Origin of the sequence: Agrobacterium rosae (assembly GCF_002915175.1) — a bacterium.
In the GTDB taxonomy this organism is placed as follows: domain Bacteria; phylum Pseudomonadota; class Alphaproteobacteria; order Rhizobiales; family Rhizobiaceae; genus Agrobacterium; species Agrobacterium rosae.
The window spans coordinates 82,834-104,187 of record NZ_NXEJ01000010.1; the positions used below are offsets into that span (position 1 = coordinate 82,834).

Genomic DNA, 21,354 nt, shown 5'->3' on the forward strand with positions numbered 1-21,354 from the left:
TCCGCGGTGTGCGCCGCCTCGACCGTCTCAGCTGGAATCCGACGCATACCGAGTGAAAGGTGAGGAAAACGTTTTCAATGGCTTCGTGAAGGCTGCCGCCATGTCCATTTGAAATGTCGACGAATACCGATGAACAAATCGCCCGTTTTCGGCAGAGCACCCCAGTAAAACTTTGTCTTGGCGAGCGACATTTACAGGATGATTGGTGATGCCACGGGACATTCGATCCGGTACGCCGAGATCATCGCCAAAGGTGACGATAGCGTCACTGAACTCAAGTTGGTTGACTACCAGCCCCTCCCCCGTGCCTCAAATGCGCCAATGCTTTGACTAATGGTGAATGCCCCGGTTTTTTCAGGACGATATAGATCGCCGGGACCCCCTTTTCTTTTCAAAGCGGCTGCCCCAAGGGCGGCGGAATGAATGCCGACTATGTGTCATTGCGCACCGATGGTGTGGCCCAAAATGATATCTGTCTGAGCCGCGGTCAAATTAGGATTGTCGGCGTCAATGCGAGTAAGTGTTCTCAACGGTTATTCTGGGTTCGAGAACGACGAGAAACTCCTCGTGGTCCGCTGAATGCTCGAAGAAGCAAGTGCCCACGAGACCACCTTGCTAGAGTGCCAAAAGGTGAGCGCGGGCGACCCTTGGGGCGGCGCAACGCTCAACAAGCCCTAAACCGACGAGAGCAATGCGGAGGGTCGCTTTTTCAGGGAGTTCAATCCGATCGACAAGATACCTGAGATAAAACATGACAGTCATGTCATCAGCGAGCGGAGCGATCATCGCCCATCTCGCCGATGTCTTTCCGTCGGCGAACCTGGCTCCCTGAACAAATCGAAAGCCGACTATATCGTTAAATGTTCTTTGCCGCAGCTCCGGTGGAGCAGGCCTTTACCAACAAGCGCGCAGGATTTGTTCCGCTTGCGGAACACGATTTCTTTTTTGGTTATGGAAGCTTCGAGCGCACGTTGAATCAACTCGAGTTTGCGGTAACACGGCATCCTTTCATCGCGGGTAAACGGTTCACCGCAGCCGACGTCTACGTCGTTTCCATATTGGATGGGGTCTCGGTTTGGGAACGATCCCTCCGCGGGGGGCGTTCGCGACACACGCTGACAACCTCGTGTCCACAGACGCCTACGAGCGGAGCGTTGAGCTCGACAACGCATTGCTTCAGAAAAGCTAAGCTCGCACCTTTTGGCTGAACCCATGGATGGCGCTCGTCCCTACCCGACTGGTGGTCGGGACGAGCGTCTTTATTCTAGCTCAGTCAGCGGGGCGTCGAATTGCCGGAACGCGGCTTTCTGTTATGAAAGCACGAACTGATTTGCTCTGCCTCAGAATTACAACGACAGCTTGGAGCGCTGATATGAAGACGATCGGAATTCTCGGGGGCATGTCAGTGGCATCCACGCAGACGTACTATCGCGAGATGGCGAGGCTGACGAGAGAAAGACTGGGCGGTCTGCACTCCCCGGACCTTCTGATTCGATCTGTCGATTTCGACGGGATAGCAAAGCTCCAGGCCTCGTCGGACTGGGACACGGCCGGACAGATTCTCAATGCCGAGGCCCGGGCGCTCGAACGTGGCGGAGCGCAGTTGCTGTTGCTTGCGACCAACACAATGCACAAGGTGGCCGACAAGATCGTCGATGGTCTCTCGATACCGCTCCTTCACATTGCCGATGCGACCGCTGAGAAAATCTCGGCGCAGGGGCTGAAGCGGCCGGGTCTGATGGCAACCAAGTTCACCATGGAACAATCCTTCTACACCGACCGCCTCAGAGCCCGCGATTTGATCCCTGTCGTGCCTGACGCAGAAGACAGGGACGAAACGCACCGGATCATCTACGAAGAACTCTGCCGTGACGTGATCAATGAACGCAGCCGAACTATCTTTGAATCCATCGCCGAGCGACTGGTGGAGGAAGGATGTGACTGCCTGATCCTCGGATGTACCGAAGTCGGAATGCTGTTGAGCGCGGAGAACGTTTCGGTACCTGTCTTCGACACAACGTTGGTTCACTGCGAGGTGGCACTTTCCGCCGCGATGGCTTGAGGTCGAATGCGCTCGAAGAAGGCAATCGTCTCATCCAGCAATGCGTGGCTATGTAAGTCACCGTGGCCAATGAGACGCAGTTTTTGTTCACCCGTAATGGCAATACAGCATTTCTGGTTGAACCTCTCGCCCATGACGACGTTCACGGATGCAACAATGGAGGCCCCGCAATGGCAAGATTGCTCGTCGCCGCTCTAATCGCCCTCATATCATCTCAGGTGTTTGCAATGGATAGCCTCTCAGAATTGACCTGGAAGAACCGCGCCGTGATCGTCTTCGGCGATGTCCGTGATCACCGGGTAGCACAGCAGATAAAGATCCTGACAGATCAACGTTCCGAACTTAGCGAGCGAGACCTCGTTGTAATCGGTGTCTCCGACGACGACGCAAAAGCCTTTTTTGGATCAGTCTCAAAACTCGATGCGGTCGCATTACGGCGAGAGGCAGATATCAAGAAAGATCGTTTCCAGGTCATCTTGGTAGGAAAAGACGGCGGCATCAAACTGCGCAGTGACACCGTCGTGAGCGATCTCGACATGTTTGACGTTATAGATCGCATGCCGATGAGGCGGGCAGAACGCGAATGACGCATCCATAGCCTACTGGTGGGATGTGCGTCGACGGAATGGATCAACGCGATGCCGGTCTGAGACCCAGAGAGACTCGCCGCCTCTCCTCTGTCCTCCGCAAGACAGATATGACAAGGGTCTTCGCGTTCTATGATCCTGCACTCTCAGTGCGCCCGAGCTGACCTGCGAAAAGCAATGAAAGTTAACCGGAGAGATGGGCTGCATCGATTTTCAGCGTCGCGATCTGGCCCTCTTTCGACCAGTCGTGCATGATTGTTCCACCGAGCATGCTGGCGAGAGTGCTGTGTAGCAGCTTGCTACCGTAGTGGTTCGACCGTCAGCGGCTCGGTTCTAGTGACATCGCAGAGCATGTAGCTATGGCTGTCCATCACAAGCTCGTCAGTGCCCACCTCCCATATCCATAGCGCCACCCCCGCCGCAAAGCCCTGCAGAGCTCGCCGGAGGACCAATCGGAGTGATCGAGTCTGTGGTCTCTGGCCATGGGTGAGGCCTTTTTGCGCGTTTTGACTGCGTTCTTGGTGGTCGCTGTCAAACGGTCTTCTTCCTCTTTGTAAGCCTCGCTTCACGCACGCGGCACGTTTTTTTCCTCACGCGATCTGGTCACGTGGTCGATCTCTTCTACTGCATTCCCACGTCCGAAAAACTGAGATTGCACGTCGCTGAAGGCGAGTTCGGAGTCTTCGCGAGCTTTGCTCTGGGACATCAAGCCCTCCGTAGATTTATGCAAACTGGAAAAGGCCGGACAATCGTCCGGCCTTCCAAAAATTCTGCTCCTGCGATGCCAGTACATCCGTGATCAAAGCGAAAGCAGTCAAAAATCATGCGGACTGAAGGTTTGTGGCTGACATCTTGCCCGACTTCTTGTCGCGTTCGAGCTCGTAGCTCAACTTCTGTCCTTCAACGATTTCACGCATTCCGGCGCGTTCGACAGCCGAGATGTGAACGAAGGCGTCTTCGCCGCCGTTGTCCGGCTGGATAAAGCCGAAGCCTTTGGTGGCGTTAAACCATTTAACTGTGCCTGTGGTCATGATGAACCCTCTCAATACGTTGTTGAATGAGTGCAAGGCGTAAAGCCTCGCGGGGAGTGTAACGATAGTTTGAAAGAAAAGTTCGTCGAGACGCGGTTCAGGCGCGGTAACCGAAGTTCAATAAGCAAAAGATTGATCGGCAATCATTAGATGGATTGAATAAGGCGTCAACATTTAGCTTTGCGTCTTGTTTTCCGGATTTACAGATTCTAGCTTTTGTCAGGGTGAAGGAAACATGCGGAGAGGTGGTGCTCTATGCAGACAGAAGTTAAAGAAACAAAGCTGTTAAACCGCTTACTGCGAAAAGTGGCATTTTACTCGTGGTCGATCCCGGAGAACATAATTACCGCCGACAAGACGTTTGGAGAGTTTTACGAGATAGGTGACGATGACCTCATCCAAGGGGTCCCAGTGGAACACATCCTTTCGCTTATCGTCGAAGATGATCGCGCGCGCCTGGCTGAGCGCATCCATAGTGTTCTGCTCGGCGGCACTCCCGCCGTTACGCCTTATCGTATTCTCAGCCCTAGCGGACGGTATAAGTCCCTCGTCAGCATCGGTTCCTGTTCACGCGATGAGGACGGTTTACCCGTCACATACTCCGGGATTGTGATGCCTGCCGATGACATGAAAGTACACGAGACAGAGGAAGGGATCGAAGGCCATATTTCCGCAGCGATCACGCTCGCCCAGCAAAGCGGTAATGAACTTACAGAGCGTTATCTGAAATCCGCACTCCAATCTGTCGTAAAGACATGACCCGGGAATGGCAGTCTAACACTTCCGCTGCTGTGCGCTGACGGCGACTTGGACGAGAACCGCTGTTGAAATCAAGATCGATGAGACCGTCGCGGCGATCAATATTAGCCCACCGTTCGTAATTTCAGCTTTCGCCCGAAAGCCTCCGTCCATGCGACGGCACCGTCGCTTCGCAGAGGGTCTGCTCACACGCCAAATCTGCCATCGTGAGAGCCAGCATCGCTGCTATCTCAAGCCGGTGGGTTGACCATTCGGCGCGGGCATATTCTGCAATGATATTTTTGAAAAACGGAACGTCGCCCTATTCAAGAGGACTTTATCGGGAAACGGGATTTCCTCAGCAGCCGCAGAAGCAATACTCACGGCCTCAGCCAGGCTGTCTACGCGGCTTGTCTTATCAGACATGCTCAACCCCTTGCACGCGCGCTCTTGCACGCACGCACGCGGGACCGCCACAAAATCCTCACGTTTCGTTCAGAGGGCATTCACAAAAATGGGAGCTAAATGGCTCATCACAAAGGAGTCATTGAAATGCGCAAGTTAATCTTCGGTGCGGGAATTATTCTAACCGCGCTCATCGCCAGCGGTGCAAACGCCATGCCTGTTGGCAACCCCTCTGCACCGGCTGAATCCGTCGTGCACGACGTAGACTATGCATGCGGACGTGGTTTTCGTCTGTCACCACGCGGATATTGCCGCCCCGTTGGACCGCCAAGACACTACGAGCAAAGATGGGATCGTCGTGACCGCTGGCATGACCGCAGAGAGTGGCGAGATCGCCGAGATCACAGAGAATGGCGTAGCCATCGTGATCGTCGCGACGGCTGGTAAATCTTCTAGGCCCGCTTCAAACGCGGGCCTTTTCTTTTGGCGCGAAACATAAAACCTGTGTTTGGAGTAACATTGCATTTCCCGACCGTCCCTAGGCAAGTCGATCGTCGACTTTGCGACCACCCCTTGGATGGTAAGGCAGCCGCCTTCATGTCGGGAAACTGATATTTAATCGCATCAAGGTGACACACGACGCGGCGCGCTAGGTTGCGATCATGGGTCAAGTGCCAGAATGCATGGTCGACGAGCGTTTGTATATTCAACGCTTGAAGGCGATCAGCATCACGCTGACAAGACACGCTGATGAACTTGTAGCGCTTCATAATGTCCTTGCCGTGCAAGCCCTAGATAATATGCTGTACGGGCCATGATGATCGATGCCACGCACCTCAAAGCGGATCGCACTGCAGCCAGCCTGATAAACAAAGACGAACCAAAGGCGGCCTGAACTCCAAACTGAATGCCGTCTGCGATGGAGAATGAAGGCCTCTAGTCCTACTTTTGAGCGGAGGCCAGATAGGCGATTACAAAGGGGCGACACATGATGCGTGTCCCCAAAAGCGAGGACGTTGCTGGCGGACGAGGGCTACGACGCCGACTGGTTTCACGCCGCCTTAGCCGAGCGCAAGATCGACGCCTGCCCTTCGCCGTCCAACCAGGGAAGTGCCCGTCTCGCACGATCCTGTTCTCTACAGGAAACGCCACAAAATAGAGAACCTGTGCGGCATTTTCATCAGCGGCATTTTTATCTGCCGGCTCTGATTTTATGAGGCCTGAGCGTAACGGAACAAAAAAGGCCGGGGCGAAACCGCACCGACCTTCCTGCCGCTTGTCATCTTCTGCCAGTACATCCGTAGTCAGTGCGCAAGCTACTTGGCACTAAGAATGCGCAGAGTCCCGTATGGTTCCGCCTCCGCATCGATCCTACTTTCGATACGCGAGGCCGCCCCAAACGCGACCCTCGTCCCGGTGGCGCCCACCGTGTACAGCGCCAATATAAGCTGCTGCTGCGGCTACGAGCGAAGATGCCGCAAGAAGAAACGCTGTGAGAATACCGGTTATCCGGGCTTTCTCGGCCGCATCTGCGGCTGCAGTCTTGGCGTCCTGCACAGTCTTTTCGGCTTGGGCTGTCAGTTCGTTAACCTTGTTTTGAGCTTCATCAACGCGCTGTTGCGCTGCTGCACGAACGGCCTGAACACGCTCCACAGTCTGGTTCACGCGGGTCTGCGCATCTGCCTGAGGTATGCCTGTGCGTGCAGCGACCTGATTAGCCATCCATGCTTTATCCGCATCGGATATTTCGCCCGTCGACAGCAGATTGCTCAGTATTCCGCCGGCTTGGCGCTGGAAATCACCACTGTTAGGATCGGCATTCAGTGCAGGTGTATCTGTCCGCAGCAAAGTGTCGGTGAAGTATTCGATCGGGTTTGCTTTGAGACCCTGTGGTAACGACTGCTCAATGCTTGGAGCGGCGGCCTGACCAGCGCCCTGGGCGAGACCACCAAGGGCATTACCAGCGCCTGAAACGACTCCGCCAGCCAACTGACCGACGCCCTGCGCCGCGCCACCGACCGCCGAGCCAGTAGCCTCAACTGCGGTCTGAGCAACGCTCCCGACGGCCTTCACGCCGCCCGAAACCACGCTGAGCGCAAGAAAAGCGGATACGACCGTGCCGATGCCCCACACGACCAAACCATTGATTCCGTCTCGAGTCGTAAGCTCATCTCGGCTTGCGGAGCCTCCAACTGGGCGTCTCATGCGACCGGTGATGTAACCACCAAGCATGTATGACGCCACCATGGACAGGACCACAAAAAGGCCAGTTACGATGAGCCATGTAATGCTGAGTTCGCCGCCGTTGTCGGCAGAGATTGCGTTTAAGCCCAGTCCGCCAGCGAACGCGGTGAATACCGCCACAGTGCCGGAGGCGATGGCCGTACCGGCAAAAATTGCAGGCCAGTCAACGAAGCTGCGGTTCGGGTTCTCGATCAATGTAGATTCTACCATCAACGTAGCCCCAACAGAGAGAGAACGAACAGGACGACAACGACCAGTCCCACCAGATAAATGATCGAGTTCATGAAGGTCTCCTCTAAAAAAATTAGTCCTAACGACGCAGCTAATCCTAAAGACGTTTAACGCTTCCCGCACGCAACGGGCAGCGCAGCCCGACCGACTGCGTTTTGGCAACACCTAAACACTCTCAGGAGCACATCGTTCCGCCAAAAAATAACCAGCTATTTCTGGCCCGATATTCGTCTCTATGCCGCCCTGACAAACACCGTCATCTCACGCCTGACCGGATCATGCCCTTCCTCTCGACAAGCGCGCTTTTCTTCGTCTGTGTCGTGACCGGGCTATCCGCCCGCTTCCGCTGCGACCCGTCGTCCATGTCGAGGATCACGGCAAGGGCCGCAGCATTGCCAACCCGGTTCTTGGCCTTGGGTGATTTCTTGTAATCTCAAGATTTCACGGCGGCCACGATGGCCTTCCGCTGGGCGTTCGTAAGCTTGCCGGCGACTTCCTCGGTGCTTGCCCGCCACTACTCCGTCACCACGGGCGCGAAGTCCTACGGCCTTGCAAGCCCTACACCATTGCCCAGCGGCGAGACACGAGGTCCAAGCGTTAACTTGCTTAGCACTTCGCAGGCCCTAGTGGACACTAATCTTCAATGATTTCTAGTTGTTAAGAATGCCGTTTTAACTCAAATGGTTTACTGCCCAGGTAGAGCTTTCAAAACTGATTATTGCCCATTTTTGATAAATCTTACCTCGTCACTGTTGTCGACATCAGCGTTGTATCGTTTGGGAAGAACGGCCTAAGTTTCGTTGCTATTGGAACTTGCCCTGCCGACATTCGTTTTAAATGGCGTTTTCCATAACGTTTGGTTGTCGCATATACGCTAGCCTCCTTTTCGGTATGACATGACAACGCATCAGATCCTCGCATTCTCCGTCATTGCACTCATGATGGCAGTCTTTATTTGGGACCGCTTCCGTTACGACGTCGTTGCTTGCTGCGCGTTGATTGGGTCCGTGGCTGTCGGTATCGTCCCACCGACCGAAGCATTTTCAGGCTTTTCCGACGACATCGTCATCATCGTTGGTAGCGCTCTGGTCGTCAGCGCGGGTGTCGCTCGCAGCGGCGCTGTCGATATCGCCATTAAGAAGTTCTTTCCAAGCCTCAGCACCTTGCGAACACAGCTCGCACTTTTAATGATCGTGGTGGGAGTCCTTTCCGCGTTCATAAAGAATATAGGCGCACTCGCGATTATGATGCCGGTAGCCTTTCAGTTCGCAAAAAAGTCTGGGGTGTCGCCATCGAAATACCTGATGCCTATGGCCTTCGCCGCTCTGCTCGGCGGACTTATGACTCAAATTGGAACCTCGCCAAACATCGTCGTTTCTCGATTAAGACAGGAGATCACCGGGGCCTCGTTCACGATGTTTGATTTTACGCCCGTTGGAGGCATACTGGCGGTTGTCGGTATAACCTTCCTTTTGTTTTTTCACTGGCTTGTTCCAAGCCGGAACAAGCAAAAAAGCTCGATCGAGGAAGCGGTTGAGATTAAGAATTACTCGAGCGAGGTCACAATACCGGAGCATTCAATGCTGATCTCCGAGCCTCTGAGCACCTTACTGAAACTTGGTGACGGGGAAGTCGTAGCGAGTGCTGTCTTACGGGGCTCAACTCGCATGGCCCCTTTTCCAGACCTGACTTTGCGTCACAACGACATAGTTCTCTTAGAAGGTTCGTCGAGCGCAATTGATCGGGTCGTGTCAGGCGGCGACTTGCAACTGTCGGGCAAGCCGCTAAAGGATCACGGACAGCCGCAAACTGACGTTATCTCTGTTGAGGCAATTGTCAGCCAAGAGTCCACGCTTGCGGGAAGATCAGCGAAAGAGTTAGCCTTGTCGTACACACGCGGGGTCAACCTGCTTGCAATCAGCCGTCGGGGTCAACGCCTGAAGGAGCGATTAGGCGGACTGACGCTAACAACCGGCGACGTTCTTGTCTTACAGGGTAGCCGCAGCAGTCTAACTGCGGTGCTGCAGGATTTTTCGCTGCTTCCGCTGGCTCAGCGAGAAGTGCTTTTGGGCACGAAACGCCGTTCGTTCATTCCGTTAGTGATTTTGGCCATTGCCATGGCAACGACGGCTATCGGCATAGTGCCTGTTTCGGTAGCGTTTTTCGCTGCTGCACTTGGCATGGTCGTGTTCCGCGCTATTCCGCTTACGGATTTCTACAAGTCTGTGGACGGCCCCATCCTGGTCATGCTCGCGGCACTCATCCCAGTTTCCGACTCCCTGCGCACAACGGGTGGCAGCGAACTGATCGCCCGCTGGCTTGGGGACGCTGCAGCCAATCTTCCGGCTTGGGGCGCACTTGCACTCATCCTTGTTACCGCTATGGCAGTAACGCCGTTTCTCAACAATGCAGCGACTGTGCTTGTGATGGGGCCAATCGCTGCGACCTTCGCCACAAATCTCGGATTCAGACCAGAGCCATTCCTCATGGCCGTGGCGATTGGTGCTGGCTCCGATTTCCTGACCCCCGTTGGCCACCAGTGCAACACGCTCGTTTTTGGACCCGGGGGCTATAAGTTTTCTGATTATCCCCGATTGGGGTTGCCTCTGTCATTGTTGATCATCTTTGTTAGCGTCCCGGCTCTTCTTTACGTCTGGCCCGTACGTTGAAAACAGCCCTCGAAGGGTGCTGAAGCAGCGCGTGCCGAAATCCTTCGCATGTGCAAACCGAAGAGAGGTCCCGATTGCACCTTCAAGTGCCTACAAAAGAAAGGCCCGCATCGTCCGGTGAGAGCTAGACAACATGGCTTTAAAGCCACATCGATGGCTGTTCTAATTGAGCTTTTCAGACCTGATTACGCCGCAACTACGGCGAAATGACCGTTTCATCTGTTGACACCACCACGAGTTCATGAATCTGGGCCGTGCATCCGACACCACAGGTTCCGAAACAACCTTGTTTTCGACGAGGGCTTGCAGCGCCTTGTCGCAAGCGCTCTTTTTTTTCCACTCATGCTCCGCTGCCTCAATCCTCAACGCTATCTGATGCGGCAACATGGTACCTGTGCTGATTAGCCCCGGTTGGACGAACATGGGGCAATGGGAGAACGTTCGTTGATCAACTCGAGACTCCCTGGATGATGGATAGCAACACGGTCGGTCGATCAGTGGACCGACCGTGTTTGGAGCAAAAATCTTGAGGCATCCTAAATCACAGTAGCGTCAAACCATGAAACTTTCTCGCCGGAGCATCGGTCACAATGCAGTTTCACGAAGATTTACGCTTATTCGTCTTGAATCACCGATGGCATAGCGCTGGAAGTGCGTTTCAGATTGCCTGTCGTATAACGGACTCCAGTACGCCGATGCTGCTAGTGGCAAACTTTGTCGCGACATGACTCGCCTTCTTCTCTCTCCGATTTAACGGCCACACTGGGAGCGCCTTTCGTCACCTGCGCGCAGCACAGGCATCCTCATCATGGCCAAACCTCAATGACAGCCAACAGCATCGCGCCCGGCGTGGTGGCGCGTATCATTGCAGCGGCTGCAAAGGAACGCGACGACAAGGCGCGTGGCATATTTGAGGTTAAACGGCGATCGGAAGTCAGGGAGGCCCGCCTTAGGTCCCACCCAACCGGCGGGCCTCAACCCAAAACCCCTTCCAGTCAGGGTAGCGTCAATCAAACACACTTTAGAAAAAGTGGCAAGCTATCGGCATTACTTCCGGTTAAAAAATGTGCGGAATACCTGCTATGATTGCCAGCCGTGCTGTCATCTCGCAAGTGATCATAACTGGTCTGTCTATCGCAGCTACACCAGCACCTTCAAACAGCAGTGAAAGACCGGATGCGACCGGAAAAAGAGTGGCAGCACTTCTTCTGTCTACATCGATCTCGCGGGATGTCGATGCCAGTTTTCCGATTGGCAACGACGCTTTTGCCCTGCGACGTGGCGTCATCGAAAATGCCGGCACTATAACCGTTCTCGCTCCTGAGCTTGGTGGGAACCGAGGATTGAAAAGAGACTATAGTCTCGAGCGTCCATGCACCGCAAAGCCACATGATCCGCTCTATGCTCGGGCGAAACACCGTCAAACGTTTAGTGCGCGAGGTCGAACTCTCTCACAACGTGCTACAACGTTTTTCTTCATTGATGACGGCAGAGCCTCTACAAAATCGCGCAATGTGATATGCGTTATGAACCGGTTTTGCTTCCATGCGTTTGATCCGTTCGCGTTATGCCTTTCAGGATCATAAATGACAGACACTCACGTCCCGCATCGGTTTGTGCTGCTCGATGGAATACGGGGGCTGGCGGCAGTTGCTATTGTGCATCGGCATGCTGAAGTCTTTTTTGGCAGGCCGGAAGCATCGAGCTATCTGGCTGTGGACTTGTTCTTCGCGCTCAGCGGTTTCGTTTTGGCTCACGCCTACGGCGAGCGGCTTGCAAACGGACAAATAAAGCCGCTAAACTTCATGAAGGCGCGGTTCTTAAGGCTGTATCCGCTTTATGGTTTAGCGCTGCTGCTGATGACAGCCTTCTTCGTCTGTCTGTATTTCCTCGATCTACCGACTCCCATTGATGATCTTCACCGGAAGATACAGCCTGCGGAACTGGGTTTTGCCTTGGTAACTGGGATGCTGTTTTTACCGGCCCCCTTTACGCTCACGCTCAATGGCGCGCTGTTTCTGGTCAGTCCCGCTTGGTCGCTGTTTAATGAACTGGCGGTCAACATCGCCTATGCTCTCAAGGGCGCTCGCGCGCAGGTGAAGACAATTGGCGTCATTTTAGCGTTGAGCGCTTGTGTCCTTATCATCGCAACCATCCATTCTGGGAAGCTTCATCTCGGTTTTCGATGGCACGAGATGTATGCAGGCATGGGTAGAGTATTCTTTTCGTTCTTCGCCGGTGTGCTCATTTATCGCTTTCGCAGTCAAACAATCAAAACTCGCCCGGCGCTGGCCGTGATGTGCCTGTCAGCTGTCGCTCTGGTACTATTTCTGCCCCTCACGGACGAAATTCGCCCGATATTCGACGTCGTCATCGTGTTGCTTGTCTGGCCGATCCTATTAAATGTCTCGTCCTCAATTGAGGCGGGCGGCTGGCTTGATCGGGTTTCCAGCTTTCTGGGAACAGCGTCTTACGCAGTTTACGTGCTGCACATTCCTTTGCTTGCGTGGGCGGTATTTCTCGTGCCCCGTGCCGGTGACGCAGGCGTGGCACTTCTGGCTGGGCTGACCTTCATCGTGGCAACGGTCTTTATCTCGTATGCCCTGACCGTATACTTCGACCAACCCCTTCAAATACACATGAAAAAGCGCCTGAAAGCCAGCTCTGTAAGCAAAGTCCTTCAAGCGCCTAGGATCTAAGGTGTTTGGCTTACGCCGCGCCAGCGGGGTCACCTATCGGCAGCAGAGCAGGATCAAGCGTAGGATCGTTTGGATTTTTGCTATCGACCGGATCTTGAACGGGCGGTGTCGGCGGCTTTTCCTGAACACGGTCTGGAATTCCGGGAGTTGATGTCGGGCCTCGTGGTGAGGATGCTGGGTCTGTTGGGAAATTATCATTGTTAGGCATCTTTCCACTCCTCGTTGGGGTCAAGAGTAAATAACCCGCGCCAGTCACAGGGGTTCCCGAGATTGTGAGAGCCATACGAGACACCGCATGGCCGGGGAGCGAATATGGCCGTTTTATGAAGGCAGAAGCCGGACATCCGCACCTTTCAGCAACAGTTGCCAGCCATCGACTGCTATTGTCGTGCCGGCTATGTAGCTGGCATCATCTCGCACGAGGAAGAGGAAGGCGTTCGCGACGCGTGTTTGTGAGCCGCGGCAGCCTGATAGCATAGGCGGTTGTCATCAGGATGCTACTAATCGATCGCCTTGAGCGGAGTCGAACCTATGACCGCGGTGTTGTTTCTCGTCGATCTCATTCGGACCCTCAGGGACGTCAAAGATTTAGAAATCCCAGTTCACGAGCTCGTTCGCTAGTGCCTCGCCAGCCACAGAAGGTGAACGTCTCAATTTTTTGAGAGCTGTCCTCGCGCATCTGCGCCTTATGAATTGGATGGGAATAGATGTTAAAATGGAAGTTCTAAAACTAAGACTGTCCGGATGACGCCCGAAATCCTTTCTCTGATCGCCGAAATCGACGAATTCGAAGGCGCCTGGCGTGCGATCGGTCGGATCGCACCTGAGCGATTATCCAGCCTGAGGCGTGTCGCCACGATCGAAAGCGTCGGCTCCTCCACACGTATCGGAGGGGCGCGCCTCACCCACCGAGAGGTGAAAAGCTGTTGACAAACATTCGCCTCGGGTCATTCACAACACGCGACAAGCAAGAGGTCGCCGTCTCCGTCAGGCCTTTTCGCGCGTTTTGACTGCGCGCTTGGTGGCCGCTATCAAACGGTCTTCTTCCTCTTTTGCAAGCCGTGCTTTACGCAGGCGGGAGGTTTATTCTTCACGCGATCTGGTCACGTGGTCGGTCTCTTCCACTGCATTCCCACGTCCGAAAAGCTGGGATTGCACATCGAGGCGAGTGCCGTTGGTACATAGCGGCAAAGGGCAATGAGCATCCAAACACTTTGCTACATGGCTCGCTAAGAAATTCAGATCTACCAAGTCAACTTCTTGATATGGGTTCCCTTTTTTCCGACGAAATATGGAGTTACGCTTCCGAAGCGGGCAGTAGAACAGTAAACGTTGCCCCTTTTCCAGCGCCGGGACTGCTTGCAGAAACCTTCCCACCGTGGAGCTCGACGAGTTGTTTTACCAAAGCAAGGCCAATACCGAGCCCGCCACGCGAATGCTCTAAGTGACTGTCGATCTGCGCAAACATATCAAAGATTTTATTCACTTCTTCGTTGCTGAGACCCAGTCCATTGTCGGCGACCCAAATTGTGGCTTCGTTGTCTGCCTTTGCAATACCGACTTGGATGTCTCCACCTTGCGGAGTGTATTTCGCGGCGTTGTTCAGGAGATTGGCAACGCATTGTGTAATGCGGAAACTATCCGCCAGAACCATGACCGGCGTTTCTGGAAACTGAGTTTTTAAAGAATGGTCCTTCGTCTCGATATTGGGTGCAGCCATGCTGACAGCAGAGGAAACGATACAGCGTAGATCAATCCAAGATTTTTGTAGTTCGATTTTGCCTTGAGTTATGCGCGAAACGTCCATCAGGTCGTCGACCAAGCGCACCAGATGGGTGATCTGGTCTTCCATCAAGCCAGTCACTTTTTCAGCTTGCGGCCCCTCGAGTTTGCGGGACAAAAGTTTGAGACCGCCGTTTAACGCGGCGAGCGGGTTACGAAGCTCGTGGGCAAGGACCGCCAAGAACTCATCTTTTCGACGATCAGCGAGTTGAAGCGCATCGGCCTGCCGGTGCAGAACATCCCGTTGGTCGGAAATCGTCTGGCGTTGACGGTAGATTTCGAAGAAAACATCTGTTTTGCTTCGAAGAATATCTGCTTCGATCGGCTTTTGAATAAAGTCGACCGCGCCCGCCTCATAGCCCTGAAATCTCCGCGTGTCGCTATGTGTCCCCGCCGTCACAAAAATAATAGGGATGCGCCGCGTCCGCTCGTTGCCTCGCATCAATTCTGCGAGCTCGAAACCGTTCAAACCGGGCATTTGGACATCAAGCAAAGCGAGAGCGACGTCGTGCTCGAGAAGAAGCTCCAAGGCCTCGTCACCAGACCGTGCTTTTAGGAGAACAAGATCGTCACGCCTCAGCAGTGCTTCGAGCGAAAGAAGATTTTCCGGCAGATCGTCAACAAGCAGAAATTTTACAGCCGCGCTCATGATGCGAGACTCATCAGATGGGGTGCGATCTGTTCAAGAGGAAGGACAAGCGCTTGGGGACATGCTTTTTGCGCAGCTTCAGGCATGGCGCTGGCGTATGCGCCAGTTGAATCCTGAACAAGCGTCGTCCCACCGGCATTCGCTACCGCACGAAGTCCGCGCGCTCCATCATGATTAGCTCCGGTCAAAATCACCCCAATTAGCCCCTCGCCCCAGACCTCGGCGGCGCTCTCAAACGAAACATCAATCGAAGGCCTGGAAAATAGCACCTCGTCATCACTTGAGAGGGCAACCGTTTTCGCGTCTTCTATCAGCATATGGTAATTTGGCGGAGCGAAATAAATTACCCCCGATTTAATCGGTTCCTTGTCTTCCGGCTCCAGCGCCCGCAGGCTACATTTCGCATCGAAAATCTCAGCTAAAACGCTTCGCTTGCCAGGCGGCACGTGAACAATAACGAAAACTGGCATGCCGAAGTCACTGCTGAGCGCCGGTAAGATTGTTGACAAGGCCTCAAGCGCGCCTGCGGATGCGCCAATGATCAGGGCTCGATATTTCTCTCCCATCAAAGATCTGCCCTCTGATAGATCTTTTCCTCTCGGACGAAGTCACGGAAACCGTCTTCATGCTGAGAAAACCTAAGCGTTTCCTTAGCGCCCAATCCAAGGAAGCCGTTTCGCGGCAGCGCTTCCCTGAACAATCCGATCGCTCTGTTCTGCAGATCCCGATTGAAGTAGATCATGACATTGCGGCAAGAGACAAATTGCATCTCGCTGAAAACCTGATCGGTAACGAGACTGTGGTCTGAGAAAACGACATTGCGCCTCAAGCTTTTGTCGAGAACGCAGCGGTTATAGGCGGTATGGTAATAGTCCGACAGGGAGCTCTTGCCACCGGCACGGCGATGATTTTCGGTAAACAACCGAACTCTGTCCAAGTCGTAGATACCAGCTTCGGCGTGAGCGAGTGCTTCTGAATTGATGTCGGTCGCGTAGAAAATCGTGCGCTCCTCGAGGTTTTCCTCGCGAAACAGGATAACGAACGAATAGAGTTCCTCTCCCGTACTGCAGCCCGCAATCCATATTTTCAAAGATGGATAGGTTAGAAGATGCGGAACTACTTTTTCGCGGATCGCCTGAAAATAGCTCGGGTCTCGAAACATTTCGCTGACTTGCACGGTGAGATACCGGAGCATTTTGGGTAGCATATCTTCATTGTGAAGAATGCTCTCCTGCATCGCTGTTATCGTAGCATAACCTAGCTGCTCGCGGGCCTGGCGAAGGCGCCGTCGTATCGACGACATAGCATATGCCCGAAAGTCGTAATGGTATCGATGATAGAGCGCCTCAAGGAGCAGCCGAATTTCGATGTCTTCTACTTTCTCGTAGGTCTCCATCATTTCGGCATCCAGACCCGAACCAACGACAGAAGCTTTTCAACGTCCAAGGGTTTGGCCATATAATCGTTTGCACCAGCCTCGATGCATCGTTTTTGGTCGTCGGGCATAGCTTTCGCGGTTAGTGTAATAACGGGCAACTTTTTAAGCTGGGCGTTGGCGCGGATGTGACGGGTCGCGGTAAGGCCGTCCATGACTGGCATCATCACATCCATCAGAACCAGATCAATCTTAGCGTCCTGCCGATCCAATGAAAGTGTCAGTTTTTGCAGTGCCTCTTCCCCATTACGCGCGATTTCGACAAGCGCACCACGGGGCTCTAGAATATTCGTCAGGGCGTAGACGTTGCGAACGTCGTCTTCCACGATGAGGATGCGTCGACCTTCAAGGAGCGCATCACGGCTGCGCGCTTTGCGGATCATGTTCTGCTGCTCGTCCGGTAACTCAGATACGACCTGATGAAGGAAAAGCGTTACCTCATCAAGCAGACGCTCGGGGGACTTCGCACCCTTAATGATAATTGACTTGGAGTAGCGACGAAGTTTCTGCTCTTCGTCCGCGCTCAGCACGCGACCAGTATAGACGATAACGGGCGGGAAGGAGTGCTCACTGTCCTGACTAATCGTTTCAAGAAGTGAGAATCCGGATGCATCCGGCAAGGACAGGTCGAGAACCATGCAATCGAAAGTCCGACTTTTCAATTCCGCGAGGCAATCTGCAGCCGTTCCTACGCAAATTGTCTGCACCTCTGGAGAGCCAATGAGGCGAGCAACAGCATCTCGCTGTACCTCATTATCTTCGACAATAAGGACGCGTCGCACATTTTGCGAAATTCTTGCGTCAAGCGACTTCATCACATCAACCAGTTGATCGCGGTGGACTGGCTTTAAGGCGTATCCGATCGCTCCAAGAGATAGAGCACGCTCCGAATAGTCTTCCGCAGATACCATGTGGATCGGAATATGCCGTGTGCGAACGTCACGCTTCAAACGATCAAGAACAGATAATCCGGATTGATCTGGCAGCCCCACATCAAGCACAATTGCGCTCGGCATATACTGCGTTGCCAGTTCAAGTGCCTCATGAGCGGTGCCGGCAACCAGAGCCTGGAAATCGAGTTCACGCGCCAGGTCACGCAAGATCGAGGCAAATGACTGGTCATCCTCAACGATGAGGAGTTTGCGTGTCTTCTCTGTGGCGGTCTTGCGATCATCATCGACGATCCCGCGAGAAGCGCTTGTGATGGATGTTGGTGCAGGCGACACCGGTACAGGCGGAGTATTGTGCCTTACGCTCGTGTCGAGAGCGGCGGTAACAATGGAAGTGGCAGGAAGAGCCTGTTCAGCGTTAAACTTGTTCGGGACAATCAGAGTGAAGGTCGACCCCGATCCCGACTTACTCTCAAGATGGATCGTGCCGCCAAGAAGTCGGACGAGCTCTCGTGAAATGGATAGCCCGAGGCCGGTCCCACCGAATTTACGACTGATCGTACTGTCGGCCTGATGGAACGCTTCAAAAATGCGGTTCTGCTGTTCCTCCGCGATACCGATACCCGTATCAGTGACGGAAATGGCAATTTGCTTAAAGCCGGTTGGACGGACCGTGAGCGAGACGTGACCCGCCTCGGTAAATTTGATGGCATTCGCAAGAAGGTTTTTCAAAACCTGTTCAAGGCGCTGAGGATCCGTCTCGATCAGCGGGACGACGTCGGGGGCTATGTCGATAGAGAAGCCGAGACCCTTGTTATCAGCAATTGGCGCGAACATACGCTGAAGCGTGTCTGCAGTGCGTTGGATAGAAACAGGTTCAGGTCTGATCTCGACATGGCCGGCTTCAATCTTGGAAAGATCGAGGATATCATTGATCAAGTTCAACAGATCATTTCCGGAGGATTGAATTGTCTGGGCAAACTTGACCTGTTCGGCGCTCAGATTGTCATCAGGATTGTCTGCCAGGAGCTTGGCGAGGATGAGGGACGAGTTGAGCGGTGTGCGCAGCTCGTGAGACATATTAGCCAGGAAGTCCGACTTGTAACGGCTCGCCTGTTCGACCTCGGTCGCCTTCAACTGAATTGCGTCATTGGCTTTTTCCAAGCCGTCTCGCTGCCGTTCCAGTTCCTGCGCTTGTTCTTCCAATTGCGAGTTGGTCTGCTCAAGTTCCACCTGTTGCTGTTCCAGGCGCGCTTGCGACTCCTTAAGCGCTCTGCCCTGCTCTTCGAGTTCTTCGTTGGAGACTCGAAGCTCTTCGCCCTGAACCTGGAGCTCTTCGGTCTGACGCTGCGTCTCATGCAACAGGGTTTGCAACTGCGTTCGAAACTCAGCCGACCGGATAGCCGTCCCAATTGTGTCTGACGCTTGCTCCAGCAGCTCCAGAATATGGTCGCCCACGGGATGGAGAAAGCCCAGTTCAACGACGGCCGTTACCGAACCGTCAACGTTCGCTGGTGCGATGGCGAGGAAACTCGGCTTCCGTCTGCCCAGGCCGGAGCTAAAATTGATGTAACCATCCGGAAGCTCTCCAACGACAATAGGTCGCTGGTTCGTGAGAACATGCGCGAACAATCCGTCGTTTGCACTTAGCCTCGAGTGAAGTGAGTTATCAACCGGAACCCCGAAGGACGACGTCCGCTCGAAGCCATGATGATCTTTCACAAACAGCACACCGGCCACTGCTCCAACATAATCGCTCAAATAGCGAAGAATGTTTTCGCCAACTTCGGCGGTGTTTTTGTCGCCTATGACCGCTTCACTCAAACCAAGCTGAGCTTGCTGTAACCATTCTTGCCGGCGCCGAGCAATGGTTGCTCGACGCATTAGAAATCCGATAACTAAAGTGAGAACGATCCCCAGCAAACCTGTGCTGATAACTAAGGCAAAGGCTGTGGTATAGGCGCTGTGCATGGCGACGAGACGTTGCGCCCGCTCTTGGGTCTCTTCCGTACGCATGTCGCCGATTGTCGACCGTACGGCGTCCATAGCAATCTTGCCGACGTCAGAATTCACTAAGGCAAGGGCCGCTTCTGTATTTCCATCACGTCTGAGTGCAATCGTCCGGGCGAGCTCATCAAGCTTTCTATCGACATGGCTGCGCAACTCGCTCAAGCGTCTTTGCTGAACAAGGTTAGCTCCCACAAACAATTCGAGTTCTTTAAAGCGCGCTGTAAGCTGCGACCGAGCTCGTTCGTATGGCTCAAGATAGCGTTCATTGCCGGTCAAGAGATATCCGCGTTGACCAGTCTCGGCGTCTTGCACGTCCGACTGCAGAAGGTCGATCGCAACGATTACTTCATGCGTTTGCACCACTCGTGCATTGTTTTCGCGAAGCGATCGGGTGGTCTGAAGGGAAGCGACAGTGCTTACCACAAAAAACAACAGTGCTCCGACCAGACCGATCAGTATCGGAGTATCGAGACCAAAACCTTTTGTGGGTCGGACTGCTGCGTCTTTTCTGTGCATTTTGGGGCCCTTGATTAGACTGCTAGCCTTCATATTGCCCAACGCTAGATGTCAATATGAGAACTGCCGAAAATATCTCAAAGTGTCGATATCAGCATCGTCGCACACCTCCTGCTTCTGTTTTATCGCGGTCGTCGGCGTGGTTGAGGAACTTCTGAAGATTTATCTTCGACCGCCCTGCATCGGAATGTCTGTTGGAGCGTTTGCACCGATCGCAACCTGTAGATCTCGGACAACGTCATGAATTCCTTCAAATTTCTTTTGCTTATGTCCAGTGTGGGGCTCTCGTTTCCCGGTTCGGCGGCCGCAATCGATGCACTATCCATTAATACGTCTGTGATCTCATCTCTTGCGGACACACCACCGAGCGAACAACAGACCGAACCCAATCCAGCTGTGGTGCACCTTCAAGTTCTTCTGGATCGCGCTGGATCGTCCCCCGGGGTTATTGACGGCTATTTGGGTGACAATCTGAGCAAGGCAATTGCCGGTTTCGAAGCACTGCAGCAGCTTCCGGTCGATGGCAGGCTTGACGCAGACGTTATAGCCAAACTTGTCGACAACGGTCCCGCCGTTCAACCTTACGAAATCAGTGAAGAGGACAGACAGGGCATCGTTGACAGAATACCGAAGGACTATGCTGAACAGGCCAAAATGACCGGTCTGGGCTACACAAGCATTATGGAAAAGCTGGCCGAACGGTTTCACATGCACGTCGGCCTTATTAAGGCGCTCAATCCAGCAGCAGCGTTCAAGCCGGGCGAAACCATTGCCGTGACAATGCCCGGCGACAACAAAAGCGGATCAGTCAAACGCATAGAGGTCCACCGGAAAGCTGGACAGGCATACGCTTTTGCCGAAGATGGTTCGTTGCTATCGGTTTACCCTGCTACCATCGGCAGCGAAGAGTCTCCCTCGCCAACTGGAACGCACAAGGTGAAAGGCGTGTCGCGCATGCCCACCTACACATATAATCCAAAAATTAATTTTCAGCAGGGTAAAAACAAGGACATTCTCAAGTTACCAAGCGGTCCAAACGGACCCGTTGGGACCGTGTGGATTGATCTTACAGAGCCGACTTATGGAATCCACGGCGCACCCGAACCGGAGCTGGTTGGAAAAGTTGGGTCACATGGCTGTGTTCGATTGGCGAACTGGGACGTGGAAGAGCTCGGCGCAATGATCAAGCCAGGGGTTGTGGTGAATTTTATCGACTGATGGCCTGTTTCTTCAAGTCCAACGCCTTGAAGGTAATTGAACGGAAGGCAAGTCGATTGCGATTTTCTAGAACATGGAATAGCGCAGGTATACTAAGAGCTTAAGTTTTGTGGCCAACAGCAAAAACGATGCTCGTTTGATCGATAAAGGCTTGACTGCAATTGATCACGGCATTCCAATCGGTGACG

At 53.7% G+C, this 21,354-nt stretch carries 17 protein-coding genes; 8 read left to right on the forward strand and 9 right to left on the reverse strand.

What is annotated here, in order from left to right:
* Positions 1–1,372: 1,372 nt before the first annotated feature.
* The gene (locus CPJ18_RS21815; RefSeq protein WP_103660006.1) at positions 1,373–2,062 is read left to right on the forward strand and encodes an aspartate/glutamate racemase family protein; all 690 of its coding nucleotides are present in this window, start codon (positions 1,373–1,375) and stop codon (positions 2,060–2,062) included.
* Between the two features lie 62 nt (positions 2,063–2,124).
* A complete protein-coding gene (locus CPJ18_RS21820) occupies positions 2,125–2,649 on the forward strand; it encodes a DUF4174 domain-containing protein (protein WP_146258704.1) in 525 nt (174 codons plus the stop codon).
* A gap of 565 nt (positions 2,650–3,214) precedes the next feature.
* On the opposite strand, the gene CPJ18_RS21825 is transcribed toward CPJ18_RS21820, so the two are convergent.
* Positions 3,215–3,355, reverse strand: coding sequence for a hypothetical protein (locus CPJ18_RS21825; protein ID WP_197710910.1), 141 nt, complete (start codon positions 3,353–3,355; stop codon positions 3,215–3,217).
* 115 nt (positions 3,356–3,470) lie between these two features.
* Positions 3,471–3,680 (reverse strand): cold-shock protein, encoded by a 210-nt coding sequence (locus CPJ18_RS21830; protein WP_077104650.1) that lies wholly within the window; start codon positions 3,678–3,680, stop codon positions 3,471–3,473.
* A 255-nt stretch (positions 3,681–3,935) separates the two neighbouring features.
* Between CPJ18_RS21830 and CPJ18_RS21835 the strand changes: the two genes are divergently transcribed.
* Positions 3,936–4,439 (forward strand): PAS domain-containing protein, encoded by a 504-nt coding sequence (locus tag CPJ18_RS21835; protein ID WP_077104647.1) that lies wholly within the window; start codon positions 3,936–3,938, stop codon positions 4,437–4,439.
* Positions 4,440–4,664: 225 nt separating this feature from the next.
* On the opposite strand, the gene CPJ18_RS21840 is transcribed toward CPJ18_RS21835, so the two are convergent.
* Positions 4,665–4,844 (reverse strand): hypothetical protein, encoded by a 180-nt coding sequence (locus CPJ18_RS21840; protein ID WP_245445455.1) that lies wholly within the window; start codon positions 4,842–4,844, stop codon positions 4,665–4,667.
* A gap of 126 nt (positions 4,845–4,970) precedes the next feature.
* Between CPJ18_RS21840 and CPJ18_RS21845 the strand changes: the two genes are divergently transcribed.
* Positions 4,971–5,270, forward strand: coding sequence for a GCG_CRPN prefix-to-repeats domain-containing protein (locus CPJ18_RS21845; protein WP_103660038.1), 300 nt, complete (start codon positions 4,971–4,973; stop codon positions 5,268–5,270).
* A 924-nt stretch (positions 5,271–6,194) separates the two neighbouring features.
* Here CPJ18_RS21845 and CPJ18_RS21850 read toward each other — a convergent pair.
* A complete protein-coding gene (locus CPJ18_RS21850) occupies positions 6,195–7,277 on the reverse strand; it encodes an ATP synthase subunit B family protein (protein WP_103660008.1) in 1,083 nt (360 codons plus the stop codon).
* Between the two features lie 917 nt (positions 7,278–8,194).
* Between CPJ18_RS21850 and CPJ18_RS21855 the strand changes: the two genes are divergently transcribed.
* Both CPJ18_RS21855 and CPJ18_RS21870 read left to right on the forward strand, forming a co-directional pair.
* A complete protein-coding gene (locus CPJ18_RS21855; protein ID WP_103660009.1) occupies positions 8,195–9,967 on the forward strand; it encodes an SLC13 family permease in 1,773 nt (590 codons plus the stop codon).
* A 1,586-nt stretch (positions 9,968–11,553) separates the two neighbouring features.
* Entirely contained in the window at positions 11,554–12,666 is a 1,113-nt protein-coding gene (locus CPJ18_RS21870) for an acyltransferase family protein (protein ID WP_103660012.1), read from the forward strand.
* 10 nt (positions 12,667–12,676) lie between these two features.
* On the opposite strand, the gene CPJ18_RS21875 is transcribed toward CPJ18_RS21870, so the two are convergent.
* Positions 12,677–12,874, reverse strand: a complete 198-nt coding sequence (locus tag CPJ18_RS21875) for a hypothetical protein (protein WP_103660013.1) — start codon at positions 12,872–12,874, stop codon at positions 12,677–12,679.
* Positions 12,875–13,410: 536 nt separating this feature from the next.
* Here CPJ18_RS21875 and CPJ18_RS21885 point away from each other — a divergent pair.
* Entirely contained in the window at positions 13,411–13,596 is a 186-nt protein-coding gene (locus CPJ18_RS21885; protein ID WP_197710911.1) for a hypothetical protein, read from the forward strand.
* Positions 13,597–13,963: 367 nt separating this feature from the next.
* Here CPJ18_RS21885 and CPJ18_RS21890 read toward each other — a convergent pair whose 3' ends face one another.
* Genes CPJ18_RS21890 through CPJ18_RS21905 form a run of 4 tightly spaced genes read right to left on the reverse strand, consistent with a single transcriptional unit; the run spans position 13,964 to position 19,948 of the window.
* Positions 13,964–15,097: a hybrid sensor histidine kinase/response regulator gene (locus tag CPJ18_RS21890; protein WP_103660014.1), complete on the reverse strand. Its 1,134-nt coding sequence runs from the start codon at positions 15,095–15,097 to the stop codon at positions 13,964–13,966.
* Entirely contained in the window at positions 15,094–15,663 is a 570-nt protein-coding gene (locus CPJ18_RS21895; protein ID WP_103660015.1) for a chemotaxis protein CheB, read from the reverse strand. Before CPJ18_RS21895 ends, CPJ18_RS21890 begins: the two co-directional genes overlap by 4 nt.
* Complete coding sequence (locus CPJ18_RS21900) at positions 15,663–16,496, reverse strand: CheR family methyltransferase (RefSeq protein ID WP_103660016.1); 834 nt, start codon at positions 16,494–16,496, stop codon at positions 15,663–15,665. Before CPJ18_RS21900 ends, CPJ18_RS21895 begins: the two co-directional genes overlap by 1 nt.
* Positions 16,493–19,948, reverse strand: coding sequence for a response regulator (locus tag CPJ18_RS21905; protein ID WP_103660039.1), 3,456 nt, complete (start codon positions 19,946–19,948; stop codon positions 16,493–16,495). Before CPJ18_RS21905 ends, CPJ18_RS21900 begins: the two co-directional genes overlap by 4 nt.
* Positions 19,949–20,188: 240 nt before the next feature.
* On the opposite strand from CPJ18_RS21905, the gene CPJ18_RS21910 reads away from it, so the two are divergent.
* Positions 20,189–21,166 (forward strand): L,D-transpeptidase family protein, encoded by a 978-nt coding sequence (locus CPJ18_RS21910; RefSeq protein WP_103660017.1) that lies wholly within the window; start codon positions 20,189–20,191, stop codon positions 21,164–21,166.
* The last annotated feature ends 188 nt before the right edge of the window (positions 21,167–21,354 follow it).